11 protein-coding genes are annotated in these 12,954 nt (G+C 58.5%); 1 reads left to right on the top strand and 10 read right to left on the bottom strand.

The genetic code is table 11. The annotated features are described in order from the left end of the window. Positions 1 to 34: 34 nt before the first annotated feature. Positions 35 to 994: an alpha/beta fold hydrolase gene (locus tag GSQ93_RS27185; protein ID WP_158938714.1), complete on the top strand. Its 960-nt coding sequence runs from the start codon at positions 35 to 37 to the stop codon at positions 992 to 994. 5 nt (positions 995 to 999) lie between these two features. On the opposite strand, the gene GSQ93_RS27180 is transcribed toward GSQ93_RS27185, so the two are convergent. The 10 genes from GSQ93_RS27180 to GSQ93_RS27135 form a co-directional block, all read right to left on the bottom strand. After that, a complete protein-coding gene (locus GSQ93_RS27180; RefSeq protein ID WP_158938713.1) occupies positions 1,000 to 1,506 on the bottom strand; it encodes a GAF domain-containing protein in 507 nt (168 codons plus the stop codon). A gap of 113 nt (positions 1,507 to 1,619) precedes the next feature. Continuing rightward, positions 1,620 to 4,106 carry a penicillin acylase family protein gene (locus GSQ93_RS27175; protein WP_158938712.1) on the bottom strand — a complete coding sequence of 829 codons (2,487 nt, stop codon included), beginning with the start codon at positions 4,104 to 4,106 and terminating at the stop codon, positions 1,620 to 1,622. Positions 4,107 to 4,122: 16 nt separating this feature from the next. Next, the gene (locus GSQ93_RS27170) at positions 4,123 to 4,950 is read right to left on the bottom strand and encodes an ATP-binding cassette domain-containing protein (RefSeq protein ID WP_158938711.1); all 828 of its coding nucleotides are present in this window, start codon (positions 4,948 to 4,950) and stop codon (positions 4,123 to 4,125) included. A 5-nt stretch (positions 4,951 to 4,955) separates the two neighbouring features. Next, positions 4,956 to 6,650: a cyclic peptide export ABC transporter gene (locus GSQ93_RS27165; RefSeq protein WP_158938710.1), complete on the bottom strand. Its 1,695-nt coding sequence runs from the start codon at positions 6,648 to 6,650 to the stop codon at positions 4,956 to 4,958. A gap of 602 nt (positions 6,651 to 7,252) precedes the next feature. After that, positions 7,253 to 7,954 carry a GntR family transcriptional regulator gene (locus tag GSQ93_RS27160; protein WP_158938709.1) on the bottom strand — a complete coding sequence of 234 codons (702 nt, stop codon included), beginning with the start codon at positions 7,952 to 7,954 and terminating at the stop codon, positions 7,253 to 7,255. A 108-nt stretch (positions 7,955 to 8,062) separates the two neighbouring features. Continuing rightward, positions 8,063 to 9,307 (bottom strand): amidohydrolase family protein, encoded by a 1,245-nt coding sequence (locus tag GSQ93_RS27155; protein ID WP_158938708.1) that lies wholly within the window; start codon positions 9,305 to 9,307, stop codon positions 8,063 to 8,065. Positions 9,308 to 9,348: 41 nt separating this feature from the next. Beyond that, positions 9,349 to 10,347: a 4-hydroxyproline epimerase gene (locus GSQ93_RS27150; protein WP_158938707.1), complete on the bottom strand. Its 999-nt coding sequence runs from the start codon at positions 10,345 to 10,347 to the stop codon at positions 9,349 to 9,351. Positions 10,348 to 10,402: 55 nt separating this feature from the next. Beyond that, positions 10,403 to 11,302, bottom strand: coding sequence for a dihydrodipicolinate synthase family protein (locus GSQ93_RS27145; protein WP_158938706.1), 900 nt, complete (start codon positions 11,300 to 11,302; stop codon positions 10,403 to 10,405). An 89-nt stretch (positions 11,303 to 11,391) separates the two neighbouring features. Next, positions 11,392 to 12,666, bottom strand: a complete 1,275-nt coding sequence (locus GSQ93_RS27140; protein WP_158938705.1) for an FAD-binding oxidoreductase — start codon at positions 12,664 to 12,666, stop codon at positions 11,392 to 11,394. Then, on the bottom strand, positions 12,659 to 12,880 hold the full coding sequence (locus GSQ93_RS27135; protein ID WP_158938704.1) for a hypothetical protein: 222 nt from the start codon (positions 12,878 to 12,880) through the stop codon (positions 12,659 to 12,661). The genes GSQ93_RS27140 and GSQ93_RS27135 overlap by 8 nt, the downstream gene beginning before the upstream one ends. Between the last annotated feature and the right edge of the window lie 74 nt (positions 12,881 to 12,954).

The raw sequence follows: 12,954 nt of genomic DNA, 5'->3' as shown, positions 1-12,954 counted from the left end.
GCTCTCGACAAACGCTCCCACGAGAAAAATAGAAATGAGTGAGGTTCAGCCTACCCGGGTCACGATACATGCCGAGGACGGCTACGCGCTGACAGGTCAGATATGGCGCCATGGCAATGCACCCGATGCTTCGTGTGCTAACGGACTCAGGCCCGTGGTCATCATCAACCCGGCCACATCGGTGCGATGCAGCTATTACTCGCGTTTCGCCGGGTTTCTGCACACGCACGGATTCGATGTCATCACCTATGATTATCGCGGCATCGGGGGGTCTCGCCCGGCATCGCTTCGCAGCTTGCGCGCTGGATGGCTGGACTGGGGACGCCTCGATTTCGAAGCGGTACTGCAGATGGCATTCAGCACGTTTCCTCGCCAGCCTGTACAGGTCGTCGCCCATAGCATTGGCGGCGTTTTAGTGGGATTGGCGCCGTCGAATCATCTGATCGATCGTGTTTTCACCATGGGCGCACAGTTCGCCCATTGGCGCGACTACGCCAGTCACAAACGATTCGGCATGCTGATCAAATGGCATGCAATCATGCCGGCGCTCACGACAGTACTCGGCTATTTCCCCGGTGGCATGCTGGGCTGGATGGAGGACACGCCACGCGGGGTGGTGCGCGACTGGATTGCGCCGCAACCAAGGTTCGAGGATGCGTTCCGGAACGGTCCTCACGCCCTGACGGAAGCAGAGCGCAAGACGTTGGTCAAAGGTTTTGCCGCGTTGCATGGGCCGACGCTCGCGCTCAGCGTAACCGATGACGAATTTGGCACGGCATCGGCCATTGAACGTTTGCTTGCTTACTTCAGAAACAGCGCTGTCACCCATCTGCGTATCCCGCCGGAAGCGATGGGGTTTCGCGAGATCGGCCATTTTGCGTTTTTCCATAGCCGTTTCGAAACATCGCTATGGCAGATCCCTCTCGACTGGCTGAAGGCTCGCTCAGTGCGCGCCGACCTTGCAGGGTTTGTCGTCAAGACTAACGGCCGGTGAGAGCGTCAGGCCGACGTCCGCGGTTCCCACGCCAGTTCCATGAATATCTGACAGAGCGCTTCCATCCCTTTGGAATCGTCTGCGTCGAAGCGCCCCACCGAGGGGCTGTCGACATCCCAGACGCCGGCCAGGCTGCCGTCCTTGGCAACCAAAGGCACGACAATCTCGGATTGCGATGCCGAGTCGCATGCAATGTGTCCGGGGAACGCGTGAACGTCATGTACCACTTGCGTGAGCCGCGTTTGCGCGGCAGTGCCGCATACGCCTTTGCCCAGCGCGATGCGGACGCACGCCGGCTTGCCCTGGAAGGGACCAACGACGAGTTCGACGCCATCGAAGAAATAAAAACCGCTCCAGTTCAAGTCGGGCAACGCGTGATACACCAGCGCCGAGAAGTTGGCGGCATTGGCGATGCGATCGGTTTCATCGCTGAGAAGCGAGCGCGCCTGAGCAATGAGTTCGTCGTATTGCGCGGCTTTTGAACCGGTTGTTTGCTGAACGGTGAAGGACATGATGGCTAGCGTGTGCGCCATGACCGGCTGGGTCATGGCTGTTGGAAGAATAAAGTCTTTCGACCATAGCACAGCGCGATGGATCCGGCTTGCATGCCCCTTCCGGACACGGTTTACCGAGGCGCTTGCAGCGTCACTGTTGCCACTCCAGGGTCAGCGGCAATGGCCTCTTCAGTGAACGGAAAGCGCAGCCATTGCTTGCCGGCGAAGCGCCGGGTTGCATCGCCAAAATGGGGCGAAGCGGGGTCGTCGGATTCCGAATGGGCGAGCATGGTGTCCGCTTGCACGCCGTTCGCGTCGAACGAAACCACTTGCAAGTAGCTCGCGCCGTGGCCACTGCGATCGACCGCGTAGCCGTTTGCATCGACGGGATGAAGCGCACACATCACCGTGAAATAACCCGCATCGTCGCAACCGCCAAAGAGCGGTACACGTTCGCCGTTCCGGTCAGTGTGCAGCAATTCGCCGCGCGTGGAGTCGAGCGCAAAACCGTAACGCTGCATAGCGAGCACCGCGCCGCCGAGCGCCTGCTGAAGAGCGGGTTTAAGCGCGGGATTGGCGGTGTCGAGACCACGCGGCGTCGCAAGCGGCGCGGCTGGATCGAACGGCACACGGTAGAAATGCGCCAACCCCGCTCCATCTCCATTCAGGCGACGCCAGAACTCGTCCCAGAGGTTAGCGCCACGCGCTTGGGTGTTGGCGGTGCCATCCCATTCGCGCAGTACCTTGCACGCGGGCCCCAAGTCCACCGTTTTGGGTGCGCTGCCTTGCGTGCCCGGCTTGCCTGGCGTTCCTTGCGTGACTGAAACCACTGAAGCTGATCCATCCGGCGCATCGGTGCAGACCGCGTCAAGAATAGGCTTGCGGAACAATTGCTCCGCCATCGACCGGCTATCCAGCACCTTAGTCTCGAGTGCAAGCCGCGATACGCCGCCCTTTTGCGCCTGTAACTCGGCCGCGAGCATGTGGCCAAAACGCGTGCGCAGCGACTGCTCCGTGCCGGTAATGCCCGCCACGTGCGGATAACCCGTCGTTGGCGCGTTGGCATTGGTCAGCCAGTAACTGCCGTTGAAGTTGCCGACATAATCGCCCCGCGCCATGCCCGGCATCTCGGCGACCGGCAATGCACCCGGCTGCACGCTCGTTGCGTCCACTCGCCATTCGCAGGCACTTTTTGAACCATCGAGAAACGGCACGCCGGGCGCTTTCGCGTCGAACGCGCGGCCAAGCGGCGTCGTACAGGCCGCTGCCAGCGGATCAGGCACGTCAGGCACAGCACCCCAGTCAGCGAACCAGACGCGCGGGTCGTCGCGGCCGATTGCAAGGGTGTTGACCCAGGGCGTGGCCGCAAGGCGCTTCTGGATCGCGATGAAATCGTTGAGGGAGCGCGCCTGGTCCCATTCGAGGAAGTTCTCGAAGGCGCGCGTGTTGTTGGTGTTCACGTCGCGCAGCGCGAACGCGTGTTGTGCATTCCAGGCGAGCGCAGGTGACATCGACGAGAGATCCACGAGCGGACCGAAACGCGATCGGTACAGCGTGCGGGTGAGCGGTGTCAGGCTGCCGTCGGCGTTGCGGGTCTGGACCGTGACGGGAACGGGTGTCATCGGTTCGCTGACGCCGTCGTAGATATAACGCGTGGGATCGGTGGGATCGAGCGACAACTGGAAGATGCCGAAGCGCCGCGCGCTCGATACGGTATGCGTCCACGCGATGTCATCGTTAAAACCGATCATCACGACCGGCACGCCGAGAAACGACGCCCCCGCCACATTCAGTTTCCCTGGAATGGTTAGCTGTGCTTCATAGAAACGGTCAGGCCCGCGCAAGAACCAGTGCGGGTTGCCGAACAAGAGGCTACGGCCTTCCTGCGTGACCGGCGCACCGAACGCAAGCGCATTGCTGCCAATACCCCGCTGCCCGCCCACGTCCAGTTGCGAGGGCGCGATATCGACCGCCCCCGTCTGCACAGATGGCGTCGATGGTGCGGCTTTCACAGGAGGCTGTGCGCGCGCAATCTGCGGCAAAAACCGTACGGCGCCACCGGCGAGATTGGCGGCCACGAGCCGCCGGATCATATCGTCGGAGGTGATCTTGCCGACCCACGGCTTGCCCCTGCATGCCGCGTTTTCCCCGCCCATCCGACCCGAGTCCAACTCGTCCACGTAGCGGTTGTAGCCCGCCACGAAACCGTCGATCAACTCGCGAATGGGCGCGGATTGAGCGGACCGGTATCGCTCGACCGTGCTCGCGTCGTCGACGAAACGAAAGAAGAAATCGGCCTCGAGATTGCGCGGCTGACCGAAGGAAGCAGCCGATGGCGGCCGTGCGTCGGCACCGAAATTCGCCGAGCGCTCGCCGCGAAACGTGATGAAACCATCTGCGAGCGTACACAGGTTGTCTTGCGCCTGCACATAACCATAGCCATAACCAAGGCTGGCCCAATCGTCGGCCTTGATATGCGGGATACCGTCTTGCGTGCGGCGGATCTCAACGCTGAACGGCGCGTGGGTGCTCGCCAGGCTTCGGGGAGATTGCACGCAGCCGCTCAACGCGGCTGCCGCGAGCACGACCGCCGCCGCAAACCTGACAACTTGCTTCATGACATTAAACCTTGAATCAATGGGCGAAACTGATGGGTGAACCGCCGTGAGGGTGCGGGACCGTACCCATCGGAATACCATAAATCGCGCCGAGTGTGTCAGCGTGCATCAACTCCGCAGGGGTGCCCGATGCCAGCAGGCGGCCGCCCTTGAGCGCCAGGAGATCGTCGCAGAAACGCGCAGCCATGTTGACGTCGTGCAGCACCACCACCACGCCGAGTCCGCGTTCCACGCTCAAGGTCCGCACCAGTTGCAAGACCTCGATCTGATGCGCAATGTCCAGCGCCGAAATGGGTTCGTCAAGCAGCAGGCATTCGCTGTCCTGCGCGACCAGCATGGCCAGCCACACGCGCTGGCGCTCACCGCCGGACAGGCTGTCCACCGTGCGGTGCGCAAAACGCTCGACGTCGGTCAGCCGCATGGCCTCTTCCACCTTCGCACCGTCTTGTGCGCTGAAGCGCCCGAGCGCACCGTGCCACGGATAACGCCCCAGTGCGACGAGTTCGCGCACGGTCATGCCATCCGCCGCGGGCGGTTGTTGCGGCAGGTACGCAACCTTGCGCGCGAACGCGCGGCCTTCCCAGTCGTCGAGCGGTTTGCCTGCGAAGCGCAGCGTTCCGCTGCCTGGCGCTTGCTGACGCGCGAGCAGCTTCAGCAGCGTGGACTTACCCGAACCGTTGTGGCCGATGAGCCCGCATACGCGACGCTTGGGCAACTCGAGCGACAGCGGATGCAGCAGCACCCGCTCTCCGATACTGAACGACACCGCTTCGAGCGAATACATCGACTCTTGATCGGCGACGCGCTCGGCAGCCTGGTCGAGAAATGCCGGGTTAGCGTTCATATTCGTTATGCCGATGCAACCGGCGCAGACGCAGTCGCAGGCATATGAGCCTGCGGGTGAATCGCATTCGGATGATCGACGCGCAGGTCTGCACCACAGCCGAGTTCAACCACCTGACCGTAGTCGAGTTTGATATAGCGATCGGCGAGATGGTAATAACGGTCGTCGTGCGTGATGACCACAACGGTCTTACCCTTCGCCTGCAACTCCGGCAGCAACTTCTTGTAAAACACTTCCTTGAAGGTCGGGTCCTGGTCGGCAGCCCATTCGTCGAAGACGTAGAACGGCCGGTCTTCCAGATACGTAACCAGCAACGCAAGACGCTTGCGCTGACCCTGTGACAGATCGGTTGTGGAAAACGCCCCGTTCCTGATCGTGACCTTGTGATCGAGTTGCAGGTGTTCAAGCAGCAACTTCGCCTCGGCGTCGAGCCCTTCCACCTTCATGCCGAACAACGTGTCGAACAGGTAAAAGTCATTGAAGACCACCGAGAAATGCTGGCGATAAATATCGCGATGCGCTTCATCGACGGGTTTGCCGTTGAGCAGGATCTGCCCGCCTTCGGGCGCATAGAGACCCACGAGCATTTTCGCGAGCGTCGTCTTGCCGCTGCCGTTACCGCCGATCAGGTAGATCAGTTCGCCCGGCTTGAACGTCAGGTCGATCGGGCCCAGCGTGAAGACTTCGTTTTCTTTTTCGCGGAAGTATCGATGTGTGACCTTGTCAAACACGATGCTGTCGAAGGACTTGGCCGGTGTTTCGTGCAAGGTATCTTCGAGCGGCAGTTCCGCATTGACCTGTTCGATCCGCTCAAGTGCAACCTTCGCCGAACTGACGTTCGGGATGGCGGACAGCAAGCCTTCGATCGGCATGATCATGTACAAAAAGATCATGGCGTAGCCGGACATTACGTGCGTGCTCACCGGAAACGTGCGCGCGAGCACGAACAGCGTTATGCCGATAAACGCAAACAAAATGAAGCTGCCCCAGCTCGCGGCCGCGGCATACAGAATGTAGCCGCGCGTGCGCTGGACGCGTACTGCTTCCACGTTGGTTTCCAGCGTATCGGTCACGAACGCATTCTTGCGCTCGCGATGCAGCTTGAGCTCCTTGGCGCCATCGAAGAGCGCGCGGAAATGCTTGACGAGATCGTCCTCCTTGCGCCGTGACCCGCGCAGATGAAACAACGCTTTCGTGTTCGCAATGTGAAAACCGAGCGAGCCGATGAAGATGGTCAAGACGGCGAAAAGCAGGATCTGCCATGACAGATAACCGAGATACGCGAGGCACCCCGCGATCACCGCGCCGTGCATCGCGAGCGCGGGCAGGCTCACGAACAGAATGACGATCGTATCCAGGTCTTGCGTCAACACGGTGAGCGCTTTGGACGCGCCCTGCTTTTCCAGATGCTGATACGACGCTTCGGCAATGCGCCGGATGGTGCGCATGCGCAGCGTCGCCTTGGCGCGCTGGCCGAGCTGCATGAATAAGGTTTGTGACAGCGTTCGCGTGCCAAGCACCACTACGCCCACGATCAGGAATTGCCAGCCGAGTTCGACGAGCTTCGTATTCGACGCTCCAAGCGCCTGGTTAATCAGTGCTATGAGGGCCGCGTTGCCGAACCCGCTGACGAGGCTCGCCACCACCGCGACAGCCAGCACCCAGCGTGAGTTGCGGACAAGATACAAGAACAGCGACATGAAACTCCTTGTGGCGCGACGAGTGAAAACCGAACGTAATCCCGCGTATGGAAGGACGGCCCGAAGACGGTCCGACCGCGTCACAGAATAATTAATTTGACAGGTGAAGTCAATTAAATGCGAATCATTTGCATTTGTGCGAGGCCGCTGATAAGAAAGGTAGTCGCGAAAGGGGAAGCGAACTTTCAGGAAATAGGCGTTACTTTGCCTGGCTTTATGGTGGGTCTTTCCTCAAGTCCGCCCACGGATGGAGGTCCATGCCAAATTCGCCGCTTCGCGGCGTTTAGCTTTGCTGTTTAGGAGATCTTCCCGCGCTGCTTTCGATCGAATGCGAGAAGGCCGGTCGTTCAGGGAATGGTTGCGCTAATCCCGCATCTACGCCGAAACTGTCGATGGCAAGGCGGCCGATGCATTCCATGACATCGCGCACGCGATGTAAGAAAGATCAGGCTTGGACTACTGCGACGCAATGACCATTGGTGGCAAGTTGGAGCGAGGCCCCTGCAATGGGCGGCCTGCCAGGAGAAATATCGATTGAGAATATGTCGTCGGGCCTGTCGACCCGCTAGACCACCACCTTACTCAGAATTACTCAGCATTCCTCACCGTGCGCGTTCGGCCTTCGCCATGACCGCTTCGACGATGCTCATAATCTGTTGACTGGCAACTTTAACGTGCGTCTCAAGCAACTTGGTCCCGAGTTTTACATCGCGATTACGGCAGGCATCAATGATCGCCATGTGTTCGGCATGCGATTGCTCTCGAATTGGTACCTTCACCACTTGAAAGCGGAAATACCGATCGCAACGGTCATGTAAGACGCGAAGCATTTGAAGCGTGATCTCGCAACGTGCGGGACGATAAAGCGTTTCGTGAAGCTTCCAATTTAACGAGCCCCACTCTCCACCTGTGGCCTTATCCATGTCCTTGACGATCCGCTCTGCCTTGCTGATTTCCGCGTCTGTGATCAGAGGAATAGCCTCGGAAAATACCCACGGTTCAAGGCGCAGGCGAATGTTGAATGTCTCTCGCACCTCGTCAACCGACAATTCCTGAACGTACGCGCCCTTATGCGGGACCACATTCAAAAGGCCTTCAGAATGGAGCCGGGTGATCGCTTCGCGGACCGGCACGCGGCTCACGCCCAGTTCTTCTGCCAACACCTCTTGACGCAGAACACTGCCCGGCGAGATCCGCCCACTCAAGATCATTTGCCGAATTTCGTCAGTGACGAGTTCCACCGCAGTGGGGCGCACGATCTTTCGCGTGACGCGCTCTACGACGTCCGGTTCCGGAGAAGTCATTGTCTTGGAAGATCTTTTAGTGGGCGTTGCCGTGGCCATTGCGGACTGTCTTATTGGAAAGGGACAATCGAATGTACCATGAATGGGCTCTCGTATCCAAAATCCAAATTAGGACACTTGGAGCGCCGCGCGGCGTATCCAGGAGCCGTCTTTCATGACGCCTGAAATGCGTTCGCCCTGGCCCGTCAGCACGCTGATATCGTCCAGAGGATCGCCGTCGACAATCAGCAGATCGGCGAACGCGCCCTTTGCAACAATGCCCAGCTTGCCTTCCATTCCAACAATCTCGGCGCCGACCTGGGTTGCCTGGCAGATGGTCTCAAACGCGCCCAGGATTGCCGCCCGAATCGACAGCTCGTCGCTCTGGAACTCATGCATGTCACCCAGCAGGTCCGTTCCCAATCCAATCTTTACGCCGTTACGCTTAAGAATCTCCAGCGCTCGCAAGCCCTGTGTTCGTACGTCCTCGTTCTTCTTCAACGCGCTCTCGGGGACACCGGACTTCGCGCCGACTTTGCTCATTGCGTCGTAGGTCACCAAGGTCGGCACCGCATAGGCCCCGTGTTTCGCCATCACGGCAGCCGCTTCATCGTCAATCAGGTTGCCGTGCTCGATCGTGCGAACACCCAGTTCAACCACGCGCTTGATGGCAGCACCCGTGTAGGCATGCGCCATCACGTAGGTCTGATGCGAACGCGCCTCCTCTACTGCCGCCTTGACTTCGTCCACGGAGAACTGAAAATTGCCGATCGGATCGGTAGGCGATGCGACACCGCCTGATGCCATGATCTTGACGTGGTTAGCGCCGGCGCGCATTTCTTCGCGTACTGCTTTACGCATTTCGTCCACACCATCCACGATGCGTCCAATTGCACCAAGATTACGATTGCACCCGCACGGATCAGGATCGGTGTTGTCGAAACGGTCACGAAAATCTCCATGACCGCCTGTTTGAGACAGCGCTTTCCCGGCGATGAATAGACGCGGTCCCGCAATGACACCTTCATCAATCGCCTTTGCCAATGCATAGTCCGCACCGCCGGCGTCGCGCACGGTCGTGAAGCCGCGATTGAGCATGCCGTCAAGGATAGGCACCGCCTTGAGCACCGCAAAGGTATTGGGCAAGCGGCTGTTCGACCCTAAGTGCGCCACTGACGCAATCACATGAGCATGACAGTCGATCAAGCCAGGCATGACCGTGCGGCCGGCCACGTCAATGATCTCCGCACCTTCTTCCGGAACCGGCTCGCGCGACACATTAGTGATGAGGTTTCCTTCGATCACGATCGAATACAGGGTCTTGTCGAGTTCGTGATTTGCGTCCAACACTCGCGCGTTCTTCAAGATAATCATTCAATACTCCTTTGCAAGCAGGCCGCTAAGCCCAATTGAATTCATTTGAGTAAAAAACCCTTAGCGAGCGGGTCCCGATCATCCACAAAAATGGTGTTAAACCCTGTGACTCGGGCCCAGCCTTCGATGCTTGGAACAATCGCGTCGTACTCCCCAACCTTCGTTGTCTCGATCGCGATGCCGTTAAAGAGTGTGCCAATAATGCTTTCGTGGACGAAAGCCTCACCAATCTTGAGCCTGCCCTTGGCCACCAGATGCGCCATGCGAGCGGACGTGCCTGTTCCGCAAGGCGACCGATCGATCGCTTTGTCGCCGTAAAACACGGCATTGCGCGCGCTCGCACCGGCAACCGTCGGCTCGCCCGTCCACATCACATGACTCAAACCACGGATCTCGGGCTTTTCTGGATGAACAAACTGATATTTGTCATTGGCCTTCTGCCGAAGAATCGGGCTTAGTCGCTGGATGTCGGTTGGGCGCAAGGTATGCATGCCCGCGAAGTTCTCTTGCGGCTCGATGATGGCGTAGAAATTGCCGCCATAGGCCACATCGAAACGGATCTCGCCCAGCCCTTCCAGCTCCACGCTGAGGTCCGTCGAGTGCAGGAACGAGGGAACATTGATGAGCTGAACCGAGTCGACGTGATCCCCGTTTAACTTGTAGCGCGCGACTACAACGCCGGCTGGCGTATCGAGTCGAACCACGCCTGGCTCGCGTGGACGCACAAGCCCGTTCTCGATCGCGGTCGTGACCGTTCCTATCGTTCCATGACCGCACATGGGCAGACAGCCGCTGACTTCAATGAACAGGATGGCGATGTCGCAATCCGGTCGTGTCGACGGATACAGGATCGAGCCGGACATCACCTCATGCCCACGGGGCTCAAACATCAGGGAGGTGCGGATCCAGTCAAACTCCCGCTCGAAATAGGCCCTTCGCTCAATCATGTTCGCGCCCTGGAGCACGGGGGCGCCGCCCGCGACCACGCGGACGGGGTTACCGCATGTATGACCGTCGATACAGAAGAAGGTACTTTTCATTGCTTGGCTCCAGTTCATCGTTCAGGCGCCGGTCAAGGCGCCTTACTTGAAAGGCTTACGACAGCGCCTTCAAGTCGTTTATCGTCTTCTCGATGATAGCGACGGTATTTTGACGTTCTTCACCTTCGAGTTTAAGACGCGGAGCCTTCACGTTTTCCGAGTAGCCAGCAGTGATGTTTTCAGCGAGTTTAATGTATTGAACCAGCTTGACATGGACGTCGAGGTGAAACAGCGGCGTGAGCACCCGATACAGCTTGCGGGCCTTTTCGAAGTCGCCCTTGACCGCCAGATCGAGTAGCTCAACCGACTCCTTCGGCACGGCGTTGGCCATACCGGATACCCAACCCGTTACGCCCAGCGCAGCCGATTCAAGCACGAGGTCATCGACGCCGCAGAACACGACGAATCGGTCACCAAACTGGTTGTAAAGATCGGTTACGCGCGTCGTGTCGTATGACTCTTCCTTCACGGCGACAATATTGGCTTCACCCTTCAGTTGCTCAAGCAGATCCGGGCGCATGTCCACGCCGTAGCCGCGCGGATTGTTGTAGATCATGATGCCAAGTTGGGTCGAGCGGGCGATCGTGCGGTAAAACTCAACCGTTTCACGATCATCGGACTTGTAGGTCAGGCCCGGGAAAACCATCAGGCCCTGCACGCCGATCTTTTCCGCGTCTTGTGCAAACTGAATTGCGCTGTCCGTGTTCGTTTCAGCGAGACCCGATACGATCGGCACACGGCCGTTGACTGTTTCAACGGCGATCTTGAGGACAGTGCGCTTTTCGTCGGGCGTCAGCTGAGCGTTTTCGCCGACCATGCCCATCATCACCACGCCGCCTACGCCGTTGTCGATCAGGCGATTCAGGCCAGACTTGATGGCTTCGTGATCGAGTGAACCATCGTCCTTCAGCTTCGTCGTAACTGCGGGGAAAACACCTTTCCAATTAACTTGCATGACAACACCTCTGTGAATTAATGAAATAGCTTAAACGTGCTGTGAAGCGATCTGTACTGCGATAAACCGAGGTCACGTGGACCTCTCGCTTATTTCCGGAATCGTTCGATTGAATACTCGGCGAGCGATGTCCGGGGTGTTCTGTTCACTAATAAATCTGCTACCAGCGCGCCGGTTGTAGCCGCTTGAGTAAGCCCAAGATGCCCGTGGCCGAACGCATAAATCACTGACGGTGCCGATGGCGATCTTCCGATGACAGGTAAAGAATCCGGCGTGGCCGGCCGATGCCCCATCCACTGCACCGCGCCTTGATCCTGAATCCCGGGTAAAAATCGCTTCCCTAATTTGAGCAACGCTTCGCTACGCTTGTAGTTGGGCTCTGCCTTCAGTCCGGCGAATTCCGCCGCCCCTCCAATCCGGATACCAATATCAAGGGGCGTTGCCACGAATTTTCGCTCCGCAAAGATGACCTCTCGCGACAAGGCAATGCCTGGCTGCGGCAACGTCGTGTTGTACCCGCGCTCGCTATCGAGCAACACCCTGTCCCCAACGGACTCCGCCAACGACGCCGACCATGCTCCAGTCGCAACAACGATCTGCCGCGCTGCGACCGATGCTCCGGTCTGAAGCACTGCACAGGGCGCGTCCGGTTTGGTTACGTCCAGCGTGGTCACAACCCCTTCAACGAAACGAGCACCCAGCGCTCTGACCCGTGCTCGAATCTGCGCGACCAATTGCTTCGGATTCCCGATGTGTGACCAGTCCTCAAGGAATACACCGTGCTTGAATACCGGCGCAAGCGCAGGTTCACATTCTTGAACCTCTTGTTGGTTGAGGGTACGCCAACGCACGCCGAGATCTCTTTTAAAATTCCACTCTTCCGTATCCGCTTTGAACGCCTCATCGGTTTCATATAAGGTCAACGCGCCGCGGCGATAGAACGTGCTCATTGCTCCAACATCTTCAAATAGCGGAATCAGATCGTCATAGACACGGTTGTTCAGTGCGGCCAGTGCCAAGGAAATCTGCTTGAACCTCGCGGGACTACTGGCGCGCTGAAACTCCATGAACCATGGCAGGGCACTTGGCACATGTTTCCAGTCAAGTGCGAGCGGGCCCAGTGGATCAAATAACCACTTCGTCGCTTTGAAGAAAAATCCTGGCACCGAAATCGGCGTACTTTCGGTCACCGCAATGCCACCTGCGTTACCGTGCGAAGTGCGGTCACCATCGAAATCGCGATCAACGATCGTGACCGTCAACCCCTCCTTGAGCGCGGACCACGCGCAAGCAAGCCCGACGATCCCTGCGCCAATTACGAGGACGTCTGAGGTGCTCGTGATTGAGTTCGTCTGCTTAGTCATTACCCTTTCCGTCTACTTTCGTCTTGGTTGCGTTGAAGTCGTCCTGCGCAAGCAACACGCCCGACTGGAAAACTTTCCCGTACTGGGCAGGGGCACCGGTCATTGGCACGGAAAACTCCAACAAGACATTCGGGGTATTGGCGTACGCGCTAACGGCAAAGCCCAATGCACCGACTAAAGCAACGGCTATCAAGGCGAATCGAGTGTTCACCATCGAGTCTCCGGACGTTCTGTAATTTTGACCACCTATTGCACCTCGTCAAACACTTTGGATCCAGGATACGAAAG

The organism is Burkholderia sp. S171 (assembly GCF_009766085.1).
Classification (GTDB): Bacteria; Pseudomonadota; Gammaproteobacteria; order Burkholderiales; family Burkholderiaceae; genus Caballeronia.
Note: the sequence above shows the minus strand (reverse complement) of the source record. Positions and strands in the feature narration are given on the sequence as shown.

Excerpts from the sequence above, each read along its gene's own strand:
- GSQ93_RS27185 (WP_158938714.1), top strand. The coding sequence starts at position 35 with ATGAGTGAGGTTCAGCCTACCCGGGTCACGATACATGCCGAGGACGGC.
- GSQ93_RS27180 (WP_158938713.1), bottom strand. The coding sequence starts at position 1,506 with ATGTCCTTCACCGTTCAGCAAACAACCGGTTCAAAAGCCGCGCAATAC.
- GSQ93_RS27175 (WP_158938712.1), bottom strand. The coding sequence starts at position 4,106 with ATGAAGCAAGTTGTCAGGTTTGCGGCGGCGGTCGTGCTCGCGGCAGCC.
- GSQ93_RS27170 (WP_158938711.1), bottom strand. The coding sequence starts at position 4,950 with ATGAACGCTAACCCGGCATTTCTCGACCAGGCTGCCGAGCGCGTCGCC.
- GSQ93_RS27165 (WP_158938710.1), bottom strand. The coding sequence starts at position 6,650 with ATGTCGCTGTTCTTGTATCTTGTCCGCAACTCACGCTGGGTGCTGGCT.
- GSQ93_RS27160 (WP_158938709.1), bottom strand. The coding sequence starts at position 7,954 with ATGACTTCTCCGGAACCGGACGTCGTAGAGCGCGTCACGCGAAAGATC.
- GSQ93_RS27155 (WP_158938708.1), bottom strand. The coding sequence starts at position 9,307 with ATGATTATCTTGAAGAACGCGCGAGTGTTGGACGCAAATCACGAACTC.
- GSQ93_RS27150 (WP_158938707.1), bottom strand. The coding sequence starts at position 10,347 with ATGAAAAGTACCTTCTTCTGTATCGACGGTCATACATGCGGTAACCCC.
- GSQ93_RS27145 (WP_158938706.1), bottom strand. The coding sequence starts at position 11,302 with ATGCAAGTTAATTGGAAAGGTGTTTTCCCCGCAGTTACGACGAAGCTG.
- GSQ93_RS27140 (WP_158938705.1), bottom strand. The coding sequence starts at position 12,666 with ATGACTAAGCAGACGAACTCAATCACGAGCACCTCAGACGTCCTCGTA.
- GSQ93_RS27135 (WP_158938704.1), bottom strand. The coding sequence starts at position 12,880 with ATGGTGAACACTCGATTCGCCTTGATAGCCGTTGCTTTAGTCGGTGCA.